The sequence below is a fragment of the Arthrobacter monumenti genome, assembly GCF_054511255.1.
The window spans coordinates 81,630-103,199 of the sequence record NZ_JBTNCY010000010.1; the positions used below are offsets into that span (position 1 = coordinate 81,630).

A 21,570-nucleotide genomic window follows, 5' to 3' on the forward strand; every position below is an offset into this window, starting at 1 on the left:
ATGTCATTATTATTCCGTCGCGTTGACACCTTCGTCCCGCGCAGACATCACCGTATCCATACAGAGGCTTTGCCGAGCGCTGGATAATTCATTACTTGGGGGTAAATGATGCTTGGAAAAGCTCTGTCCGTAATCGTTGGCGCCATCCTGCTGGTGAGTGGGTTCACGGTGCCGGCCGAAGCCGCCACCACCTACAAAGCATCGTTACGCAGCGCCGTCCGCTCGCTGCCGGTGGCCACCGAGCGGAACACCGGTTACGACCGGTACCGCTATTTTGGTGATTGGAAGGATTTCAACCGGGATTGTCAGGACACCCGTGCCGAAGTTTTGATTCAGGAGTCGAAGACTACGCCGCGTTTCACCTCGTCCACCCGGTGCACGGTCAGCAAGGGCAAATGGGTTACCAATTGGGATAACCGCACCCATTACTACGCTTCCAAGGTCCAGATCGACCACCTGATTCCGGTCCATGAAGCCTGGGGATCCGGCGCGAAATCGTGGAGCCAAAACCGTCGCATCAACTTCTATAACGACATGGGCGACCGCCGGGCGCTGAACCCGCAGACGAATTCGCTGAACTCATCCAAGCAGGCCAGCGGACCCGAAGCCTGGATGCCGCCGAAAAACCGCTGCCGCTACGTGGCGGACTGGGTCGCAATCAAGATCCGCTGGGGCCTGAAGGTCGACCGAGCGGAAAAGGACGCGCTGGTGAAGTTCGCAAACTCCTGCTCATCCCGGACCATCACTGTCACCAAGCGCTAATCTGCGGCGATCCCGTCAGATGCGCAATCTTCCCTGCGGAAAGAATTCGGACTCTTCAGGCTGACCTCCTCTGTTGCCCTAATACACTGGTGGAATGCCAGCAGCGAACGCGTCCCTGATTCTGGGACCAATTTTGCGCTACGTCGACGAGACAACGGCCACGGTCTGGGTAGAGACTTCGGCGCCGGCAGAGGTCGGTGTTCTCGGCCGCACGAGCCGGACCTTCTCCGTCGGTGGACACCACTACGCGCTCGTCATTATCGACCAACTGGGTGCCGGTTCTGAGACTGAGTACTCGGTGAGCCTGGATGGAACAACCGTCTGGCCGGAACCGGACGAGCGGCGGGCCACACCACGGATCCGTACGATGGAAGACGGCCGGGAACTCAATATCGCTTTTGGTTCCTGCAGGGTCGACCGTCCCAATATTGAGCCGTGGACACTGGAGCATGGCGAAGCGCCGGATGCAGTGGGAGTTGATGCGCTGATTGCGTTGTCCCGGGCACTGCAAGCGGGTGAACGCCCGCTACCTGACCTTCTGCTGCTGCTGGGAGACCAAATCTATGCGGACAAGCGGCTGTCGCCCGAGGTGCGCGGGCAGATGACCCGGAAGCAGCCGCCGGGAACACCCCCAAAGGGAGCTGCCCGCAACTTTGACGACTATGCCTGGGTGTATCAGCACAGTTGGTCGCAGCCGGATATCCGCTGGCTGCTCTCCACTGTGCCGTCGGCGATGATTTTCGACGATCACGAAGTGCGGAACCACTGGAACATTTCGGCCCACTGGCGGCGCGAGGTGATGCAGGATCCGGGCTGGCCGGAACAGATCATGGGCGCCTACCTGGCGTATTGGCTCTATCAACACATGGGCAACCTCTCTCCGACGGCCTTGGTTGAAGAGGGCCTGTGGCCGGCGCTGATGCACTCGGACGACGGCGAGAAGCGGCTTCGAGAATTCGCCGCCCATGCCGATGATGAAGTGAATGGTCACAAGCGGTCCCGCTGGAGCTACTGCCGCGATCTGGGCCGCACCCGGCTGGTTATGCTCGACACACGCTCAGGACGGGTACTGGAAACCGGCCGGCGCAACATGCTCGGCGAGGATGAGTGGGAACTGGTCGAGGGCTGGCTCCGGGGCGATTGCGACCATCTCTTAATCGGCTCCTCCCTCCCGTTTTTATTGGAACCATCAGTGCACGACGTCGAAGCTTGGGACGAGGCGCTTACCGAGGGCATTTGGGGAGCCAAGTTTGCAAGAAGAGGCGAGAAACTCCGGCTGATCGGCAATCTCGAGCACTGGGGGGCGTTCCGGACCTCATTCAAACGCCTGGCCGCAGCTATTGGAGAAGTCGCGGCTGGACAACGCGGGGCGGCGCCTGCCACCGTACTGGTGCTCTCCGGCGACGTCCACCATTCCTACGTCGCACACGTCAACCGGCTGGGCCGAACGGCAGAGGCGCCGGTTGCGCAGATCGTCAGCTCCCCGTTGCGCAGCCACTATCCGGGGAAGCTGCGAAGGGCCATCATCATCGCGAATTCCTGGATTGCCAGACTCATCGGCCGCCTGCTGGCCAACACAGCACGGGTTCCGAAGGCGGGTATCAAGTGGTCCCTGACAACCGGTCCGTTGTTCGGCAATCACCTGGCGTCGCTGCGGCTCGACACCGGCTCCGGGAAGCTGCGGATTGAACGCGCGGAGCACACCAATGGCACTCCCTATTTACGGCTCGTGCATCAGGAAACGATCGCTGGAAACGATGTTCGACAAACGCGGCAATCCTCAACCCCGCCTCCACAGTAGAAGCTTCCGCCGTAGAAGTACCGTGATCTATCCGAATGCCTCAGTAGGTAGACTCGATCCGTAGTCCACTAGTCAGCGCCGGAAGGGGTGTTTTTCCTGATACGGGTCATTAGCTACAACCTCCGAAAGCACAATGCCAGTGGTGAACTTGTCGACCTGACGAAGGATTTCCGTCCCGATATCCTGTGCCTTCAGGAATGCAAAGTATCGGAACTTCCCGAGACGATCGGCACCCTGCACCTGGCCGACTCCACCAAGGCGAACCGGCTCGGCCTGGCGATCTATTACGCGCAGGACCGCTTCACTGCGCTGGATACGAATGCCTTTTCCCTCAAGAAGTCGTTGCATGACCGGATCGCCGCGCCGGCGCATGAGCGGCTCATCGGAACACGCCTCATCGACAACGAATCGCACCACGACATCGTTGTCGGGTCCTTCCATGCCGCCCCGCTGACCGCCTCGAATTCGTTGCGCCGGAAGCAGATCCATGCCGCGCACGAAGAACTGCTCAGCATGGGTTCCGGACTCATCTCACTCATGGTCGGCGACTTTAACTACCCCTTCTTCACGAAAAACCTCACCGCACATATGAACGCCTCCGGCTATGACCTCACACTGAGCGACAGCAGAACCTATATGCGTTACAAGGTCTTCAAGGGACACTTCGACTTCGCCACGTCCAGAGGGATGGACATCGAAAACGTCGAGACCCTGCCAAGCGGCGATTCCGACCACTTACCAATTCTCATAACCGCCGAGTACAGCGAAATTCTTTAGGAGCATACATGCGTGCCGCCATCATCCACGGACCGGGTGACATCCGGGTCGAAGACCGGGAATATCCGACTATTCAACGGCCCACCGACGTCATAGTGAAAGTGACGGCGTCCTGTGTCTGCGGCTCGGACCTCTGGCCCTACCGCGGCGTGCGCGAAACCGAGGAGCCCCGCGCGATCGGTCATGAATTCGTCGGCGTGGTGGAGGAAACCGGCAGTGAAGTGACCCAACTGTCAGCCGGCGACTTCGTCATCGCTCCCTTTGTGGACAGCTGCGGCCACTGCCCCCAGTGCCTCAATGGCGTCACCGTAGCCTGCGATCATCTGACCGGTTGGGGCGGCAACGACGAGCATGGCGATTATGTCGACGGCGGCCAGGGTGAAGCCGTCCGCGTCCCCCAGGCGGAAGGAACGCTGCGGAAGGTCGAAGGTGTCAGCGATCCGGATGCCGCCCTGACGGCAAATCTGCTGACACTCTCCGACGTCATGGCCACCGGACATCACGCCGCGGTCAGTGCACGGGTGGGACCGGGCCGCACCGTCGTCGTCGTTGGCGACGGCGCCGTGGGACTGTGTGGGGTACTCGCCGCGAAGCGTCTGGGCGCCGAGCGCATCATTGCCATGTCCCGGCACGAAGACCGCCAAGCCTTGGCCCGCGAATTTGGAGCCACCGACATCGTCGCTGAACGCGGCGACGACGGCGTGGCGAAAGTACGCGAGCTCCTCGGTGGAGTGCTGGCCGATTCGGTGCTGGAATGCGTCGGGACGGAGGAATCCATGCGGCAGGCGCTCGGGAGCACCCGGCCTGGCGGCAATCTTGGCTTCGTCGGGGTTCCCGCCGGAGGAGCCGAGTTGCCGATCGGATTCCTCTTCGCCAAGAACATCACCGTGGGCGGCGGCATGGCCCCTGCGCACACGTACATCCCCGAGCTACTCGAGGATGTCTTGTCCGGACGTATCAACCCTGGCAAGGTTTTCGACGTCGAAATGCCCCTCGATGAAGCGGCCGAAGCGTATAAGGCGATGGACGAGCGACGCTCCATCAAGGTCCTGCTGAAGCCCTAACGGGTTCCAGCCGCGCCCCTGACGACAACGTTGTCAAGGGATCGGGGATTTCTGCCTTATGCTTCGTATCAGATAGGTTTTCCGCCCCCTCTGCCCGCCTGGGTGGAGGGGGCGAATACTTGCCCTGTCTGCCCGGCATCCGGGCCACTTCACTCTGCATAAGGACATTCCTTGAGAATCGCCCGTTTGATGTCGCCTGCCGCAATGGCGCTGGCCCTCGCCCTGTTGATAAGCCCCCTTGCCGGAACGGTCAGCGCCCCTCCAGCCGAGGGCGCATACCAAGTCACCAATCCCTGCACCCGGCTGAACGCCGGGCAGGTGAAGTACAACACCTACGAAGCGAAGCGTGTCACCTTTGCGACTGCCACCTCGCGTTCGTCCAACCGGGTCCGGATTACCAGCTGCGTGAAACGGAACGTCCGCTATCAGCAGGAATGGGTGGACTCAGGCTTCGCGGGGCTGAAGGGTTTCGCGGCGCAAGGCAAGCTGTGGGAGGACACCTGGAAATCACCTACCGGTAGCTTCAGCGTCACCGAAGCGCTCGGCAGGTCCAATCCAGGCACCGATTTGAAGTACTACCGGATCAAACCGTCGTCGAAATGGGGCGGTGAGCGGAATTCCCGCTACAACCAGTACTTCGAGGGCCGCGGCGGCGAATCGGACGAAAATCTATACCGGTACATGAACCAGGGTTATTACGAGCAGGCCGCGGTCATCAACTGGAACCGCAAACCCGATATGACCACGGTCCGCGGCGCATCCTTCGCCATCTTCCTGCACGCCGGAAACGTGACCTCCGCGGGCTGCATCTCCACGCACCTCTCCACGGTGAAGAGGTACCTCCGCACAGCCGTTCCGGGAGATCGGATGGTTCTCGGCGCCGTTGGGGACATCTTCAGCGGAACCCGGCACCAAGGCAAGAACACTGGCGCCGGCCTGTCGATCGCCTCTATCAAATCCGGCGGCGATGTCCTTTCGGCTGGACGTGATGGGGTGCTCTGGAACTTCCCGGCGGCCGGCAACGGCTGGCTCAATCCGCGCGTGCGTATCCATTCCGGCTGGAAGGATATGAAGTCCGCACACGTCACCGATTGGAACGGCGACGGCGTCTTCGACATGATCGGCCAGTTCAACAACGGCAGGGTTTACTTCTACGAGGGCAAGCGCCGTGGCGGTTTTCACGGGCGGCAGCTTATGGCCACCGGCTGGAAAAACCTGACATTCACTGTCGGGGAATGGAACCGCGGCAGGCCATCTGTGATCGCCAAGGACTCCAACGGCCGGATGCGCCTCTACGACAACGGCTCACGACTGCGGGACGCGGAAATCATCGGCACTGGCGGCTGGGGCAGCTACGGGAACTTCGCGCTCACCGACTTTGACTTGGACGGCAGGAACGAACTCGTCACCACCAAGGGCCAACGCTTGTACGTGTATGAAAACGCGATGAACCTCAAGGTGCGCAAGCTCGTTGGCCGGAGCGGCTGGCAACGGGCCAACAGCATCCGGGCCACCGAAACGTATAAGGCCGAGGGATCCCGTGGGCTGCAGGTCCGGATGGATAACGGACAGCTGCGCTACTACCCGGTCTATAAAAACCGCTTCGGGACCAAGACCAATATCGGCTACGGCTGGAACTCCTTCCCGCTGCACCTCAAATAGGCCATGGCCGCTCCGCTCACGCCGCAGGTCGGGCAGGCGGGAAGATGCCCGATGGATCCAACAGCATTTGGCACTTCCGGCTGGCGTGCGATGGCACCGCCGAGACGACGCACTCGATCAGCAGCAGGCGGTCTCCTGATCCGGCCCGGCCACCCGCAGAATCGGCTCAGCCAGGTCGACGTCGAATTCGTTTGAGCAGGATGCCTCGTCGTCCCCTTGTTGGCACCGGTTCGGTGGGATCCGGATGGAGGCAGCCGGAGGAGCGCGATAGAGGTACACACCGAATCCAGCACAGTCTGGAGCCATTTTGTCCAGAACTGACCGTCGTCCCGGCTGGCCGTCATGAGATTGAATCCGGCAATATCAAATTTGCTGTTGACGCCGACCTGCCCGAGAACTGCAAGGACCTCAAAGGCAAGTCCGTTGCCCCGAGCGCCGACGGCAATAATGGAATGAGTGGTGTTACGGTGTGACCCAGGCACCGACTGGCAGCCTTTGCTTGTCTTTAAAGTGATCGAACCCGTGCCCGCCTAAACCATGTTGGTCATTTTCCCGACCGCGACAAAACCCCAGCGGTGGCGCCGACCAACCCGCACCCTGCGATAGCAACCCCAGCAATCCGGACCTCACCGTTGTCTGTCACCAAATAGAGCCAGGACCCGCAGACGGACATCAGCACCATGCAGACGATGAAAAACCCTGTCAGGGGCATTGCGGCTCAGCTTCTGGGTGGTGAGTCTGGGACGGAGGGGTCGCTGCCGCGCAACCGGATGAGGCCCGGCTCGTAGTTCATTGTGATCCGCGCATAGACGACGACCTCCCTGGCTGGCCCCTCCTGGGATGAAGCCCATTCAAGGACGCGGTCCACGTCGACGTCGTCGAACTGGTACTCCTCTAGAAACAGTGCCTCGTCCGGGTTTGGGCTCCTGCGATGCCACACCTGGACCCGGTAGGACGGATATTCCTCTTCCAGCGGGTATCCCTAGTATCGACCATCTTCGGTTCGCTCATACCGGCCTCCTGACAACTGTGCTGATGGTTCACATACTAGGGCTCCCGCTAACCAGCAGTCACACATACCGTGCTAAAATTTGCGCGGCAGTCGGAACATCTTGACCGCTCTGCGAAACTTGGGGGAAACTTGAATATTCAATCCGCGATGCCGCGCGCCCGGCAGTCTCTCTACGCGATGCTCGTCGCGGCCGTTCTGGCTGCCGGATCGCTGGCCGGGGCGATTCCCGCACACGCAGCCGATGCATTCCTGCAGGGACGGGTCCTAGACGAGGCCGGCCAGCCGCTTCAGGGTATCCAAGTTGCGGCTTTCAGCGGCCCGGATGCCGGGGCCGCGGGCGTGCCAGCGGACGCGACCGGAACCAGCAACACCCTCGGCCAGTACACCCTCTCGGTGGCCAGCGATCATTCCTACCGTCTCCGGTACACCGACACACAGCCCCGCCTGGACGGCCCCCACATCACCGAGTGGCATCAGGACGCATTTCGGCCTGAAGCAGCCGATCCGGTGGCCGTCTCTTCACCTGGCATTACCCTGCCGGACACGGCCTTGGCAACACCTGCCATCGAGCAGTTCACAGATGCCCCGGTGCCAGTGCTCAACGGCACCGGTGATCCTGGCACGGTCCTCGCGGTGGACCCCGGCATCTGGAGCCCCGAACCAGGCCTGACGTATGCCTGGTACCGGAACGGAACCCAGATTTACGGCAGCGGAACCAGTTTGACTGTCAATCCGTCCCTAGGGGGTGGGAGCATAACCGTGAAGGTCACGGCCAAGAAGCCGGGGTACGCCACGACCGCCCGCGAGTCCGCTCCCGTGCCGGTTCCGCTGTCCGATTGGAGTCCATCTACGCCCACAATCACCGGACTGCCCCAGGGCGGTTCAGTGCTCCACGTGGAAATGGGCGACGTTTTCCACGGGGGCACACAAGAATTCCAGTGGTTCGCGGACGGAACCCCCGTCACTCCGAAAGGCGCCTACCAACGCTCCTACGCCCCTCAGACCGGAGACGCGGGCAAGCGCTTGACTGTGCAGGTCACTTGGACGCGCCCTGGCTTCCATCCGGTTTCACGTATGTCTGCACCCACCCATCCCGTCGTGCTCGGAGTCTTCGAACCGGCAGCCCCGATCATCAGTGGAACTGCAAAAGTCGGAGAAACGCTGACCGTGGATCCGGGAATCTGGAAGCCGGCACTGGTCCAGGGCCAATACAAGGTCGAATGGATGCGCGACGGCACCGTGATCGACATGCAATGGATGGACCCCTGGTACTTCCACACCGCCGCCGGTAAGTACACCCTGACCGCCGCCGATCTAGGCAAGTCGATCAGCGTCAAAGTGACATCCCGGCGAACCGGCTACGAGACCACCTCAAAGACGTCAACTCCCACCGGGCCTGTTGCCATAGGGACAATCAAGGCCCCCAGCTTCAGTATCGAGGTCCCCTCCAGTCGTATCGGCGCCCAGTGGTCCGTCCGCATACCATCGACGTGGACGCCAAAAACGACTCGTAAATATCAGTGGTACAGGGACGGAAAGGCTGTTACCGGGGCAACCAAATCGGCCTACTATCCAAGGGTCGACGATTTAGGAACACACTCCTACACCGTCCGGATAAGCGTTTCAAAGCCGGGCTTCATCTCTGCCACCATGAGGACAGCTGCCACCTCCGTTACCGTCACTAAGGGCGTCTTCTCGATCGCCGACCGGGTGAGCGCCCCGACCGGCACGATGAAGGCCGGCTACATCCTGACGGCACCGTACAGCAACGTCTCGTGGCATGGGCTATCCGTGCCGGACCCGGACATGCCTCCCACAATGCGCTATCGGTGGTATCGCGGCAGCACCGCCATCAAGGGTGAGACCGACAAGACGTACAGGTTGACCGGCCAGGACGCAGGCAAGACGATCAAAGTGCGCTTGGCAACCAGCCTTCCCGGATACAACACTTCCTACCGCTACTCGAAGCCCACGACCGTTATCTCCAAGGGCACTCTGAAGACGTCCACCCCGACGATTTCCGGCAGCAAAGAGGTCGGCCACCGGCTGACCTCCAACCCGCGGGCCTGGACGGCCAACACAAAGTTCACTTACCGGTGGTACCGCTCTAGCAAAGCCATCAAGGGCGCGACCGGCCGCACGTATAGGCTGGTCGCCGCAGACCGCTACGACAGGATCAAGGTAAAGGTCACCGGCCACCAAACCGGTTACACCACCGTGGCGAAGACATCCGCCGCGACATCCAAAATTCGATAGCTGGTCTTACCACCAAACTGGTCCTTTACAGCCGAAGGTACAGCTGATCGTGAAAGCTTCATACCCATCAAACGGCAGGATAAACAAGCTTTTCTGGCTGATTCCCGTCGCGCTTCTGGCGGGTGCCGCCATAGCCGTAGTCACCTACTTCTTGCTCTATGCGGGCAGTGATCCTGCCGGTGTTGCTCCTGGCATGGCAGCTTGGCACCTGATTGGCGGGGCCATCATCGGTGCCATGATCGGAGCCGTCGCGAGTACGGTCAGCTACTTTGTCCTGCGTTCGGGGCAGACTGTTGTGATGGCGGCGCTGGCTGCTTACCTTGCGGTAGGCGTGTCAGCGGCCGCTTTACATTTCGCTTCGTCGTCTACGGGAGTGGGTTTTCCGCTGCCAGAGGTCATCATCGCTGGCCTGAGCGCCGTTGCGGCGCCCGGTTTTATCCTGATCGTTGAGAACCGTTCCAGTGGGGCGGACCAGCCCAAGACTCGGTGACAGGAGATCATGTCCTCGGCGACAGTGCAGCGTCTCTGGGCATGCTTGGTGGCACGAAGATGGCAGCATGTCCTCCGGGAGAATTCTGATAAACCAACACGCTGGATACGCCGTCACAGTGTTAGTCTCCGTTTGATTTCCCGCTTCCCATTCGTGTGAGATGGTCTCTGTGTTCAGTCTCGGTCTGGCGTCGTGTGGCGGTCTTCGTGCGGTATGACGTCGACGTGCCAGCCGCCACGTCCATCGTGAAAGGTGTGGAGAGCGGGTTGGACGAGATCGACCGCGCCGACACGCAGTTCCGGTCCTGTATGGATGCCGTTGGGACTGCCCTGCAGATGGGCCGGGTGGGGCCGGCGTTCAACGCATTCACCGATGCGGTGGCCATGGCCGATGCCCGCTCGGTTGTCGCCGGCGGGTGGAACGCCGTCGGTGGTGCCTCCACGGCGGTCCAGGCGTATCGTTCCGGCGACGAGCAGATGGCGACCAGCACGATTGCCGCTTTGGGGCGTGTGTGGTGAGCGGGGTGGATCTCTCGGCGATCGCCGCGCTACCCGATGGGCAGGAGCTCTCCCATGCCGCCATCGATATGGCACGGTTCGGACGACGGTTCAGCGACACTGTCCATGACGCCCACCGGCAATGGGCAAACCTGGCCGGGGTGTATCAGGCTCCGGAGCAGGAAATGCTGTATGCGGCGATGGACCGGCCCAAAGACACCGCAGCGGGCTTGGCCGAAGTCCTGGCAACAGCGGCGAAGGCCCTGGAGGTTTTCGCCACCGAAGTTGAAGCCATCCGCAGGGCCCGGGCGGAATTACAGTCGGACTTCGCCGACCACGAAGCCCAAACATGGTCACCGGCCGACGCTGCCAGCCTCCTTACCGGTGAGCGCCGGCTGCAGGACAGAGCGAACGCGCTGGCGGCCCGGCTGGAGGCGGCCGAAGACGACTGCATCCGCGCGCTTTCCAGGCTCGAACGCTCCGGAGTGGATGTGCCGGTCATGTACTCGGACGCGGACCGGCCCGGCGGCGGAGACGTACTCGATGCGGCCACAGCATCCCATCGGGTGGCAGTGGGCACGGCCGATGATCCGGCGGCGGCTTTTGACCGGTATCTGGGGTTGCTGGCCGGTTTCAGCCCCGCCCAGTTGAAGACGTTCGTAGGGGCCAATCCGGCTGCTGCCCTGGCGGCACCGCCGAGGGCGGCCGGCCATGATCCGGCGGTGAACCGGCAATGGTGGCGCGGTCTCGACCAGGACATGCGCGACCTGTTCTCCAAGGAACTGCCCTCGCTGGTCGGCAACCTCGAAGGCATCGACTACGACACCCGTGCCGCCGCCAACGCCACAGCACTGGCCCTCGCCGCCAGCCAACCATTCGCCACCAAGAAACAACGCGACGCCTACCAAAACATCAAACAAAGCCTGGCGTCGGAGGCGAGGGGCCGTGGTGAGCGGAGTCTCGTTTCCTTCGATGCGTCCAGCCCGCCATTGGCCGCCGTAGCGATCGGCGACCTCGATACTGCCGATCACGTGACCTTCAACGTGCCCGGGATGGGGTCGAACACCGGGGACATGATCTATTGGACCGACGCATCCCAGAACATCTACGACCGGCAAGGGGCTCTGTATCCTGAGGACAACCAGACGGTGGTGGCGTGGGTCGGTTATGACTCGCCGGATGAACTGCCCAGTTGGGAGGTCAATTCGATGGTCTCGGCAGAGGCCGGGGCTCCGCGGCTGACCTCAGCGTTGGAGGGCTTCCACACCGCCCGCATTGCGGATGGGGCTATGCCATTCACCTCAGTGACTGCACACTCGTACGGGACCACGACCGCGTCGCTGGCCCTGACCCACACCAGTTTCGACCTCGATACGGTGGTGTTTTACGGCTCAGCCGGAGTCAACCCCGACGTCGTCGACGAATCAGCAGACTTGCACGTAGCCACCGATAGTAAGGGAAACCCGGAAGTTTACGCTACCCAGGCCAGAAGGGACGTGGTTGCCACCACCGGGATTGACTTGGCTGGCTTGGGCGGAACAGATCAGCGGGTGAGCCCGACCGCCAGGGCATTCGATGCAAAGGTCTTTAGCTCCGAAGGCACCGAAAACTTCGCCCAGACTACCGGGCACAGCGCACTCGGAGACGGTGAGAACTTCTTCGCCTTCTGGGAAACCGACGCAGGCGGTGGCTATCTTGATGTAGACACGCAGAGCCTCAACAGCATCGCGAAGGTCATCAGCGGTCACGGAGGGCTGGTTGAGACCACTGATACAGACTTAAATCATCGGGAGCTCGAAGCGCGACAGGAATGGTTACGATATGTCCGTTAACAAGTTCCGATCACACCGCCCACGATGCGTCCGTTGGCTCGCGGTTGTTACGATACTCGTTCTGAGTCTCGGGCTGGGTTCGTGCGGGCTAGGCATGGAAGAGGACACCGTGGGAAACAAACCGCCAACCGAAATTGCTGTTGAGCTCAATAAACTTGCCAACAGCATCGTCCGAATTCACGGTGGCAAGTGGACCTACAATGATGGGGCCGCATGGCAGCCGGAGGCTACTGACGGCTACCGGGGCACTCCCTGTGGCGACGCCTCCGACGTACAGCGGTTTTCCCAGTCCCTGCTCGGGCCAGGCGCGGATGATCTGCAGGCCGCGGCCGCGAAGATCAAGGAACACTTTCTCGACCGAGAATTCACTGTCACCAATCAGTTCAAGGACGAGGCCGGAATAGGCAAATACATTCAGTTGTCCATGAGAGCAGAAAATGGCGCGTCATTCGCCTATACAGTGGGCGAGACCGGAAGCGGACTCATAGTCGACAGTGAATGTTCGACGCACCGGGACATGGACCAGATCACCAAATAGACCGCAGCTGAGGTTTCCGCTATTGTCTTTGCCGGGACAGGCCCGCCACAAGAAGAAGACCCAGATGACCTCCCACCGCATCGATCCATCTATTCCTCCCGCTGGCACTCATCGCGTCGGCGAGGGACCGGCATGGCGCAGGAAACTCAAATACATCGGCGGTGGGATCATTGTGCTGAGTATGGTTCCTTACCTGGTCCTGGCCACATGGGTGAACGTCTTTTCACCTGAACTGATCGTCAGCAATTACCCTTTCGGCACCACCGACCCGATTTCCGCCGATGTCGGAGGGTGGACATTCATCATCGGATTCCCGATTGGACTCGCCACGGTGTTGGCCGGCTGGATCGTCAACGGATACCACAAGGACCGCACAAGGTTCCGCACCGGAGTGCGGCTGGCTTTCGGGGCACTCAGGACAGCAGCGTCTCTCGGAATAACTGTTTTCAGCGTCATGGTCTACCCGCTCCTGCAGCTCCTGCTGATGGTCGTCGTCGGCCGCAACTAGCGCAACATCCAGCTACCTCCGGCAGATGCCCACAAGCATGGTGAGATCCGTCGAAGACACGGTGAATGCCGTCCCGGAGCTGGAGGTGATCGAGGCGAGTATAAGTCACCGTCATGCCGATCCTCAGCCCGTCAGTCAGACCCGTGGATCAATCCGCCGTCTTTCAAACCAGCCATATCCAGATAACTTCCTTTCATCAGCTGAAGCTCCTGGACAGGGGACCAGCCCATGTACGGCTATCTTGCTGCCGCCGCTGGCCCGGTAATGGGTATTAGCTTCCTGCTGATGAAAAGACGCGGCGCATCCGGCGATGCCCATAAGACGCGACGGCAAACCGGCGCGCAGGCAGCCAAGGCTGTCGGCTTGTCCCGCTCGACCCTCTACCGGTACCTGAAAGAGTACGGCTCAGAAAGAGTACGGCGGAAAGGACGGCTCCGCGAAGCCGATCCAACCGCTCGCTCGTCTGAACTTACGAACGACGCAACTTCGTGACGAGCTGGAGGGGACGATCACCCTGCCTTACCGTTATTGTTTGTCCCCATGTGGCGGTGAGTCGGTCGCTTTCCATTCCATCTGCGAATACGACGAGCTGATCGGACGCGACTGTGATGGTGAGCGATTCTCCAGCTTCAAGGATGCCCTCGGTGAGGTTGGTTCCTGTAATGGGTGAAGGCCAGGCTTCGCGAACGAACCACGCAAGCCGGCTATCAGACGGGGCGGGGAGAGAACGCCCGCCGCGTTCAAGCGCTACTGAGGCGCACCATCCCGTCGCGCCGGTTCCGGTAGAGACGATTAGTCCTGATGAGGATTGCCGTTCATGTTCACTCCTCGATGTTTGAATCGCGTATCGGGCGGACTGGTGAGAGGCTTGTCCGACGAAAATTTCATTCAGTCCCGACAGCTGTTGGCCATCGTCCAGCTCCGCCCGGACGGTCGTCAGCTGCTCGCGATCGAATTGACACCCTGCCTTGGCGCCGACTTGGCTGATTCGGTTGAGCAGTGACGCGACCTCCTCGGCGGTGTGGCGGACAAGGACTCCAGGGTTTATTCCCGGTTCGGGGTCGATACCCAGCACGGGTTGGCCTTGAAGGTATTTTGCTGCGTTGGCGACCAGTCCGTCCTGACCGACGACGGCGATGATGTCCTCGGGAGCGAGCAGGAACCGGCTGAGGTCTTCGCGTTCCACTTCGGCGTGGCGCCATTCGGCAGGGATGGCCGTACGAACGGTCGCCAATGCTGTAGCCAGTCGATCATGCCGTTCCTGAACTTCCTCGATCGTGCGGCCCCGGGTGCGCAGGAAGAACTCCGCTTGACCACGCGTGGCGTGACGGTCCAGCAGTTCCTGGAGCTCGGTGCGGCGGTGGACAATGACGATCCTGGGGTTGGCCATTTAGACGTCCACCTTGTCCTGATTGGCGGTCGCTGCTCCCGTTCCACCCAGGAGCGCAGTCAACGCACCGCTGAGTAGATCCGGGGTGATCGTGAGAGCTCCGATATTGGGGAGCGACCCTGCGGCCTCACGGAGTGCAATGGCCAGCAAAGTGGCTTGATCCATGCCTTGATAGACCTCCATGGCGGCCGCTTCACGTGCAGCGGCCGCATCGCCGACCACGCGGACCTTATTGGCTTCGGCCGTGGCATCAATCCCTTTGCGCTCGGCAGCGGCGCGTGCGTCGACGAGTCCTGAGGTGGCTTTTTCCTCGGCCTGCCGTCGTGCGTTGGCGCCCTCCTGAGTGACGAGACGCTCACGCCGGGTGGCCAACTCGATTTGGCTCGCCATTTCATTCTCGGAAATTGTGCGCTCCCGTTCAACCGCCAAGGCCCGCCTTTCATAGACGGCCCGGTCAGCCTCGGCCTGCAGCTGCTCCCGTACGGGTGTCTGCAGGGCCCGTTCGACATCGGATTCGGGACGAACAGCCAAAACCTGCACGCCCAGAATCTCGATTCCGGTCGAGCGCAGACGTTCATCGCTGCGAAGCGCCTCAGTCAGCATTCCGCGAAGCTGACTTACCCCGCGCTCCAGAGCCTCAGCGAGCGTGGTGGTAGCCATCTGGTCGATGGCGTGGCTCTGTGCCAGTTGTCCGATGATCGTGGCCACCTGTTCCCGACCTGTGGCCGTGGCGGTGCCGTCAGGCTGAAGCGCGAAGTCCAATCTCCCTGATACCGATACCGGGTCGACGAAGCGGTAGGTCACATTCGCCTGCACTGATACATCCTGGTGGTCCCGGGTGATCGCATGGAACATCGAGGGCAGTTCCTGATCGTCAATCGGAACCTCGCTCAACACCGAGGTGTTGGGCCGGAACCAAAACGCCTGCCCCACGCCCTGGTGTTTAACCGCACCGCCCTGTAGATGGACGACGTATCCGGTCGGGGTGCCGAGGAAGTGCCTGATCCAGGGGTAAGACTTGATGCTGGCCATGGGAGTTCTCCTATGCTTCTGAAATTATTATCGTCACTATGACGATAACGACCAACGCCCTTATTGTCAATCCGACGATAAAGGGTTTACGGTGGCTTCATGCCCGCACTCTCTTCCAACCCCAATGAGCGACCGCGCGATTCCGACACCGGGAATCAGCCGGCATTGAAGTGGGGGCTGCCTCCATCCGCGCAGTTCGCAGTGGCGGTCGACGTCGTCGCGTTGACTGTGCGTGATGGCGGTCTGCATGTCCTGCTCATCACCCGGCTCATCGAGCCCTTTCGCGGCAGGCTCGCACTGCCTGGTGGTTTCGTTCTTCCCGGAGAAGACCTGCCGACCGCCGCCAGCCGAGAGTTGGCAGAGGAGACAGGAGTCGATCGCATACCCGGTCACTTGGAACAGTTGCGCAGCTACGGCCCCGCTGGTCGGGATCCCCGCGGGGATGTACTCACTGTCGCCTACCTCCTGCTCGCGCCCGATCTTCCTGTCCTCTCCGCAGGCAGCGATGCTGCAGAAGCCGAGTGGCACCCCGTCCGACGAGTCCTCAACGACCCCGCCATAGGCCTTGCCTTCGATCACCAGCAGATCCTGGCTGACGGACTCGAACGCGCCAAATCCAAGCTTGAGTACTCCCCCCTGGCTGCCTCGTTCTGCGGGGAGGAATTTACAGTTGCCCAGTTACGCTCGGTCTATGAAGCCGTATGGGGTGCGCGACTGGACCCTCGCAATTTCCACCGTAAGGCCATCAGCACACCCGGCTTCCTCGAAGAAACCGGACGAAATATTGAGGGCGCAACCGGTCGCCCCGCGGCACTTTACCGGCTCGCCAAAGAAGCCCGTCCGGCCACAGGGGAGCCAATTCGCACAGTCCTCAATCCGCCGCTAATGCGACCACGCCCATAGCAAGGATGCATAACCTGTTTCGTGCATCCCATGCCATGCGGAAAGTGAAAAATTCAGCTGCCCAGCCAAGGCGGGTCCCTGCCTCCGGGCAAAAAAGAGCCGCGCAGCAACTGGTCTACATCCCAGTAACTGCGCGGTTTTTCGTGGAGCCCCCTGCCGGATTCGAACCGGCGACATCCTGTTTACAAGACAGGTGCTCTGGCCAACTGAGCTAAGGAGGCGAACCGGCCCCAGTGAGCCGGCCAGCGTCGTCGTTCCTGCCATAACGGCGGAACTTCAACGCGCTAAACAAGGTTAGCCCAAGCGGGCCGGTCGTAGGAAACCGCGCCCGCCCGGGCTGCTGGAAATTACTGCTTCGCTTGGAGTTTCTGCTCCACGAAATCGATGAACGAGGGAACTTCCTGCGGGTTCCACTTCTCCCCATCCACGAAGGCCGTCGGGGTCCCGTCCACGCCGTACATTCCGGCGCGCTCGGTCTGGATCTCCACGGCGGGGCGGAACTTGGTGCTGTCGATGCAATCGCCCAGCCCTTCGGCTCCAACCTCTGAGGCCATCTCGGTCAGACGTTCATTCGAGAGTCCCTCGCCGCCGTCCTCAGGTGGCTGGTTCTCGAAGAGAGCGTTCGAATAAGCGGTGTAGTTTTCGGGTGACTCATCGGCAACGCATTTAGCGGCGTTGGCGGCCCGGGACGCGTAGTTCGTCGTCGTGGCCCGGTCCAGAATGCTGATGATTCGGTACTCGACAGTGATATCGCCTTCGTTCTGCAACTCCTGCAATTGGCCACCGAAGGTTTCCTCGAACTGCTTGCAGATCGGGCACTGGAAGTCTTCGAACAGCACGACGTTTACGGGTTCGTCCTCTTCGGAAGGCTCAATTCCGGGCGGTACGAGAGGTCCCTCCCCTTCCGGCTGCGGTGCTTCGTCGGGCAGATCATCAGCGGAAATGTTTCCAGCCGGAGCGTTGGTCAACACCTCGTTATCGGCGCCGATAACGATGCCGCCGTACTCGTTGGTGTTTGCCGCCGTCGGGCCCTCATCAGGAATCTGGCCGCGAACGTTCTGCATAACAATAATCGCGATGATGGCGATAATAGCGACGATTCCGGCAACGACTCCCCAACGCACCAGCAGGCGGTTCCGCTTTTCCTTCTTCTGCTGTTCCTCGCGGATCTTGCGGGCCTTTTCGCGCGCCTCGGCCGTACGCTCGGCCCGGGACGGCTTGCCTTTGTTCTGCGGAGTCATAAATCCTCGTGTTGTTGGGCGTGGTCTCGAACCACGGAAAACTGCAACTTTGCCAGTCTAGCCAGCAATTTCATGCACCGTCATACAAACGAAGCAGCGGAACAGAAAGTTTCCATAAACGTTAGAGTCTATGTGGGGTCGATTCGACGTAGGGAGCAACTATGACTGCATCCACAACCGCTGATACCGGCGAAAACTCTTCACCTGAGCTGGAGGATCTGAGCCCGCAGATCGGCGACTCGGACCAGCGCGAATATGACTTCATAGTCGTCTCCAACCGACTTCCGGTGGACCGGGTGGTCGACGACGACGGCAACGCTTCCTGGCGCCGCTCCCCCGGCGGGCTGGTCACCGCATTGGCGCCCGTCATGGCGAAGGCCGACGGCGCCTGGATCGGCTGGAACGGCGCAACCAGTGAGCATCTTGACGCGTTCAGCCACAACGACATGCGCCTCATCCCCGTCAGTCTCAGCGGCCAAGAGGTCGAGTACTACTACGAGGGCTTCTCCAACGCGACACTGTGGCCGCTTTACCATGATGTCGTCGCCCCACCCGAGTTCCACCGCCATTGGTGGGAAGCCTACCGGCGCGTCAACCAGCGGTTCGCCGACGCCGCCGCCCTTGTTGCCTCCGAAGGCGCCACGGTCTGGATCCAGGACTATCAGCTCCAGCTCGTGCCTCAGATGCTCCGCCGGCTCCGCCCCGACCTCTGCATCGGCTTCTTCAACCACATCCCGTTCCCTCCCACCGAAATCTTCGCTCAGCTGCCCTGGCGGGGACGGGTTATCGACGGCCTGCTAGGCGCGGATCTGATCGGATTCCAACGCACCAGCGACGCGAGCAATTTCATCCGCTCGGCCCGGCGCTTCCGGGGCTACAGCGTCAAGCAACAGTTTGTCCACGTCCAGGACGACGACGGCGAGGTCAGCCATATTGCCCGGGCTGAAGCGTTCCCGATCTCCATTGACAGCACGAAAATCCATAAGCTCGCCCACGATGCCGAAGTCATAGAACGCGCGGCGCAGATCCGCCGGGACCTGGGAAATCCTACGAAGGTCCTGCTCGGCGTGGACAGGCTGGATTACACCAAGGGCATCGGCCACCGGCTCAAGGCGTATTCCGAGCTGCTCGATGACGGCACGCTGACCGTTGAGGACGCCGTCCTGATCCAAGTGGCCAGCCCGAGCCGCGAGCGCGTGGAGCAGTACCGGATTCTGCGGGAGGAAATCGAGGGCTCGGTCGGGCACATCAACGGCCAGCACGACACCATTGAGCACACTGCCGTTCGGTATCTCCATCACAGCTACCCGCTGGAGGAAATGGTGGCGCTCTACCTGGCCGCCGACGTCATGCTGGTGACGGCGCTGCGGGACGGCATGAACCTGGTGGCCAAGGAGTATGTCGCCGCGCGGGTGGAATCGAACGGAACCCTGGTGCTCAGTGAGTTCGCCGGAGCCTCGGACCAGCTCGATGAAGCCGTGCTGATGAACCCGCACGATATCGACGGATTAAAGGAAGCCATCCTGAAGGCCGTCCATATGGATCCTGAGGATGCGAAGCGGCGGATGAAGAAAATGCGGCGCGAAATCCTGGACCACGATGTCGAGCACTGGTCGCAGTCATTCCTCAGCACCCTGCGTGAAGTCACCGGGGACAGAGGCCCAACCAGTGAGTGAGAACGACGCCGGCGGCCCCCTTCCTGCGCAAACGGTCGGCGAGGACGACGGCGCCACTCTTCCCGAGGATCTGCGCCATGCACTCGAACGGGTGGCCACTGCGGAGCGGTTGCTGGTGGCCATGGACTTTGACGGAACCATGGCTCCGCTGGTCGACCGGGCCGAAGATGCCAGGGCCCTCCCCCGCTCGGCGCAGGCTTTCGCGGAACTCGCAGCACTGCCGGCGACGACGACGGCGCTGATTTCCGGACGCGCTCTGGACACACTGCGGCTCCTCGCCTCGCCCGGGGAAAAGACGCTGCTGATTGGCAGTCACGGCGCCGAAACCTGGACCGGGCCGGACCGCAAACCGCTGGAGCTGGACGTTGCGGCGAGGGAGCTGCTGGCGCAAGCCACCGCCGTCGTCGAACGCATTGTTGAAGCGCACCCCGGCACACATATCGAAACCAAACCCGCCGGCGTCGTACTGCACACCCGGACCGCCGAACCGGATGTCGCCGCGGCAGCTGTGGAGACGGCGCTAAGGGAGTTGAACGGGCTCGACGGGCTGAGCGTGACCGAGGGCAAGAAGGTCGTCGAGTCCAGCGTGGTGCACTCCGATAAAGGTCAAGGTATCGAAACACTGCGGTCGCTGACGGGCGCGACGGCGGTGCTTTTCGCAGGCGATGATGTCACCGATGAGCACGCGATGGCCGTGCTCGGGCCGGAGGATGTCGGGGTGAAAATCGGTTCCGGACTGAGCCGCGCCGGCTACCGGATCGAGAGTCCGGAGCAAGTGCAGGATCTGCTCGAAACCCTGCTGAAACTGCGCGCCACAGTCAGCCGATAGCCGCGCTCAGCGGTCGGCCGCCTGAGCCCTTTTTCGTCCGCTCATGTGAGCTTTGTTACGTCCCCGATGCACGCCGTCGGACTTTTTCTGCCATACTTCTTCAGGGACGTGAACCACGTCACCTCCGGGCATAGCCCAAATAACTGAATATTCACCATTCACAACGGATCGTCCGGCACGTACCTGCCGGTGAAGGGAAAAATAAACATGGCAACGGTATCGTTTGACCAAGCCACCCGGGTGTACCCGGGTACCGAGCGTCCCGCAGTGGACAAGCTCGACCTCGACATCGCGGACGGGGAATTTCTTGTACTGGTCGGCCCTTCGGGCTGCGGAAAGTCCACCTCGCTGCGGATGTTGGCAGGCCTTGAGGATGTGAACGCCGGCCGCATCATGATCGGGGACCGCGACGTTACCGATGTCCCGCCCAAGGACCGCGACATTGCCATGGTGTTCCAGAACTATGCTCTGTACCCGCACATGTCAGTCGCCGACAACATGGGCTTCGCACTGAAGATCGCCGGAGTGTCCAAAGAGGAACGCGCCGAACGCGTCCGTGACGCCGCCAAGCTGCTCGACTTGGAAGACTACCTCGAGCGCAAGCCGAAGGCACTCTCCGGTGGCCAGCGTCAGCGTGTTGCGATGGGACGCGCAATTGTGCGTAACCCGCAGGTATTCCTGATGGATGAGCCGCTCTCGAACCTCGATGCGAAACTGCGCGTGCAGACGCGTACCCAGATTGCTTCGTTGACCCGTCGGCTCGGCGTCACCACCGTCTACGTCACGCACGACCAGGTCGAAGCCATGACCATGGGCGACCGCGTTGCCGTGCTCAAGGACGGACTGCTGCAGCAGGTCGACACTCCGCGCCGGCTGTACGATCACCCGAACAACGTCTTCGTCGCCGGGTTCATCGGTTCACCGGCCATGAATCTGCTCGAGCTTCCGATCGTCGACGGCGGCGTGAAGTTCGGCGGGACGACCTACGACGCCGGACAGGAAGCCCTGCGCGAAGCCGCAGGCAATACGGTCACGCTCGGCGTACGCCCCGAAGACCTTGAGCTTGTCTCCGAAGGTGAAGGCCTCTCGGTTGAGGCCGACCTCGTGGAGGAGCAAGGTGCTGACGCGTTCATCTTCGGCCACACCATGGTCAACGATGTTTCGCACGACATCATTGTCCGCGTCGATGGCCGCCGCCCACCGGAGAAGGGCGCAACCGTTTGGGTCCGTCCGCAGAAGGGTCACGTCCACGTCTTCGACACCAAGACAGGTCTCCGCCTCGGCGACTAAATTCCTGTCA

Annotated in this window: 19 protein-coding genes and 1 tRNA gene; 16 read left to right on the plus strand and 4 right to left on the minus strand. The window is 61.4% G+C overall.

Translation table 11 applies throughout. From position 1 onward, the window contains the following. Window positions 1-105: 105 nt before the first annotated feature. From ACX80B_RS15445 to ACX80B_RS15500, 12 genes are all read left to right on the plus strand, one after another. Window positions 106-762, plus strand: a complete 657-nt coding sequence (locus ACX80B_RS15445; protein WP_459297739.1) for a GmrSD restriction endonuclease domain-containing protein — start codon at window positions 106-108, stop codon at window positions 760-762. Between the two features lie 94 nt (window positions 763-856). Further along, window positions 857-2,563: an alkaline phosphatase D family protein gene (locus ACX80B_RS15450; RefSeq protein ID WP_459297741.1), complete on the plus strand. Its 1,707-nt coding sequence runs from the start codon at window positions 857-859 to the stop codon at window positions 2,561-2,563. A gap of 99 nt (window positions 2,564-2,662) precedes the next feature. After that, window positions 2,663-3,340: an endonuclease/exonuclease/phosphatase family protein gene (locus ACX80B_RS15455; RefSeq protein ID WP_459297791.1), complete on the plus strand. Its 678-nt coding sequence runs from the start codon at window positions 2,663-2,665 to the stop codon at window positions 3,338-3,340. An 8-nt stretch (window positions 3,341-3,348) separates the two neighbouring features. Then, on the plus strand, window positions 3,349-4,404 hold the full coding sequence (locus tag ACX80B_RS15460; protein WP_459297743.1) for a zinc-dependent alcohol dehydrogenase family protein: 1,056 nt from the start codon (window positions 3,349-3,351) through the stop codon (window positions 4,402-4,404). A 171-nt stretch (window positions 4,405-4,575) separates the two neighbouring features. Continuing rightward, entirely contained in the window at window positions 4,576-6,066 is a 1,491-nt protein-coding gene (locus ACX80B_RS15465) for a hypothetical protein (RefSeq protein ID WP_459297745.1), read from the plus strand. A gap of 1,141 nt (window positions 6,067-7,207) precedes the next feature. Continuing rightward, on the plus strand, window positions 7,208-9,334 hold the full coding sequence (locus ACX80B_RS15470; protein ID WP_459297747.1) for a hypothetical protein: 2,127 nt from the start codon (window positions 7,208-7,210) through the stop codon (window positions 9,332-9,334). 49 nt (window positions 9,335-9,383) lie between these two features. Continuing rightward, a complete protein-coding gene (locus ACX80B_RS15475; protein ID WP_459297749.1) occupies window positions 9,384-9,824 on the plus strand; it encodes a hypothetical protein in 441 nt (146 codons plus the stop codon). Window positions 9,825-10,018: 194 nt separating this feature from the next. Continuing rightward, window positions 10,019-10,342, plus strand: a complete 324-nt coding sequence (locus tag ACX80B_RS15480; RefSeq protein WP_459297751.1) for a DUF6507 family protein — start codon at window positions 10,019-10,021, stop codon at window positions 10,340-10,342. Window positions 10,343-10,347: 5 nt separating this feature from the next. After that, window positions 10,348-12,153: an alpha/beta hydrolase gene (locus tag ACX80B_RS15485; RefSeq protein WP_459297753.1), complete on the plus strand. Its 1,806-nt coding sequence runs from the start codon at window positions 10,348-10,350 to the stop codon at window positions 12,151-12,153. A 109-nt stretch (window positions 12,154-12,262) separates the two neighbouring features. Continuing rightward, on the plus strand, window positions 12,263-12,691 hold the full coding sequence (locus ACX80B_RS15490) for a hypothetical protein (RefSeq protein ID WP_459297755.1): 429 nt from the start codon (window positions 12,263-12,265) through the stop codon (window positions 12,689-12,691). A 64-nt stretch (window positions 12,692-12,755) separates the two neighbouring features. Continuing rightward, entirely contained in the window at window positions 12,756-13,199 is a 444-nt protein-coding gene (locus ACX80B_RS15495) for a hypothetical protein (RefSeq protein ID WP_459297757.1), read from the plus strand. Between the two features lie 285 nt (window positions 13,200-13,484). Beyond that, complete coding sequence (locus ACX80B_RS15500; protein WP_459297792.1) at window positions 13,485-13,691, plus strand: helix-turn-helix domain-containing protein; 207 nt, start codon at window positions 13,485-13,487, stop codon at window positions 13,689-13,691. On the opposite strand, the gene ACX80B_RS15505 is transcribed toward ACX80B_RS15500, so the two are convergent. Next, window positions 13,669-14,589, minus strand: coding sequence for a diacylglycerol kinase catalytic domain-containing protein (locus tag ACX80B_RS15505; RefSeq protein WP_459297759.1), 921 nt, complete (start codon window positions 14,587-14,589; stop codon window positions 13,669-13,671). The genes ACX80B_RS15500 and ACX80B_RS15505 overlap by 23 nt on opposite strands. Then, a complete protein-coding gene (locus tag ACX80B_RS15510) occupies window positions 14,590-15,621 on the minus strand; it encodes an SPFH domain-containing protein (protein WP_459297761.1) in 1,032 nt (343 codons plus the stop codon). Window positions 15,622-15,720: 99 nt separating this feature from the next. Here ACX80B_RS15510 and ACX80B_RS15515 point away from each other — a divergent pair, with 99 nt between their 5' ends. Beyond that, window positions 15,721-16,524, plus strand: coding sequence for an NUDIX hydrolase (locus ACX80B_RS15515; protein ID WP_459297763.1), 804 nt, complete (start codon window positions 15,721-15,723; stop codon window positions 16,522-16,524). Between the two features lie 144 nt (window positions 16,525-16,668). Here the strand turns inward: ACX80B_RS15515 and ACX80B_RS15520 are convergent. Together ACX80B_RS15520 and ACX80B_RS15525 are read right to left on the minus strand one after the other, a co-directional pair. After that, window positions 16,669-16,745, minus strand: a tRNA-Thr gene (locus ACX80B_RS15520). Window positions 16,746-16,871: 126 nt separating this feature from the next. Further along, window positions 16,872-17,765, minus strand: coding sequence for a DsbA family protein (locus ACX80B_RS15525; RefSeq protein WP_459297765.1), 894 nt, complete (start codon window positions 17,763-17,765; stop codon window positions 16,872-16,874). A 161-nt stretch (window positions 17,766-17,926) separates the two neighbouring features. Between ACX80B_RS15525 and ACX80B_RS15530 the strand changes: the two genes are divergently transcribed. The 3 genes from ACX80B_RS15530 (at window position 17,927) to ACX80B_RS15540 (ending at window position 21,560) form a co-directional block, all read left to right on the plus strand. Continuing rightward, entirely contained in the window at window positions 17,927-19,441 is a 1,515-nt protein-coding gene (locus tag ACX80B_RS15530; protein ID WP_459297767.1) for an alpha,alpha-trehalose-phosphate synthase (UDP-forming), read from the plus strand. Then, entirely contained in the window at window positions 19,434-20,270 is an 837-nt protein-coding gene (gene otsB / locus ACX80B_RS15535) for a trehalose-phosphatase (protein ID WP_459297769.1), read from the plus strand. Before ACX80B_RS15530 ends, otsB begins: the two co-directional genes overlap by 8 nt. A gap of 207 nt (window positions 20,271-20,477) precedes the next feature. Then, window positions 20,478-21,560 (plus strand): ABC transporter ATP-binding protein, encoded by a 1,083-nt coding sequence (locus ACX80B_RS15540; RefSeq protein ID WP_459297771.1) that lies wholly within the window; start codon window positions 20,478-20,480, stop codon window positions 21,558-21,560. Window positions 21,561-21,570: the final 10 nt, after the last annotated feature.

Coding starts and splice junctions, on each gene's coding strand:
- ACX80B_RS15445 (WP_459297739.1), top strand. CDS start 106: ATGATGCTTGGAAAAGCTCTGTCCGTAATCGTTGGCGCCATCCTGCTG.
- ACX80B_RS15450 (WP_459297741.1), top strand. CDS start 857: ATGCCAGCAGCGAACGCGTCCCTGATTCTGGGACCAATTTTGCGCTAC.
- ACX80B_RS15460 (WP_459297743.1), top strand. CDS start 3,349: ATGCGTGCCGCCATCATCCACGGACCGGGTGACATCCGGGTCGAAGAC.
- ACX80B_RS15495 (WP_459297757.1), top strand. CDS start 12,756: ATGACCTCCCACCGCATCGATCCATCTATTCCTCCCGCTGGCACTCAT.
- ACX80B_RS15500 (WP_459297792.1), top strand. CDS start 13,485: ATGAAAAGACGCGGCGCATCCGGCGATGCCCATAAGACGCGACGGCAA.
- ACX80B_RS15505 (WP_459297759.1), bottom strand. CDS start 14,589: ATGGCCAACCCCAGGATCGTCATTGTCCACCGCCGCACCGAGCTCCAG.
- ACX80B_RS15510 (WP_459297761.1), bottom strand. CDS start 15,621: ATGGCCAGCATCAAGTCTTACCCCTGGATCAGGCACTTCCTCGGCACC.
- ACX80B_RS15515 (WP_459297763.1), top strand. CDS start 15,721: ATGCCCGCACTCTCTTCCAACCCCAATGAGCGACCGCGCGATTCCGAC.
- ACX80B_RS15525 (WP_459297765.1), bottom strand. CDS start 17,765: ATGACTCCGCAGAACAAAGGCAAGCCGTCCCGGGCCGAGCGTACGGCC.
- ACX80B_RS15530 (WP_459297767.1), top strand. CDS start 17,927: ATGACTGCATCCACAACCGCTGATACCGGCGAAAACTCTTCACCTGAG.
- ACX80B_RS15540 (WP_459297771.1), top strand. CDS start 20,478: ATGGCAACGGTATCGTTTGACCAAGCCACCCGGGTGTACCCGGGTACC.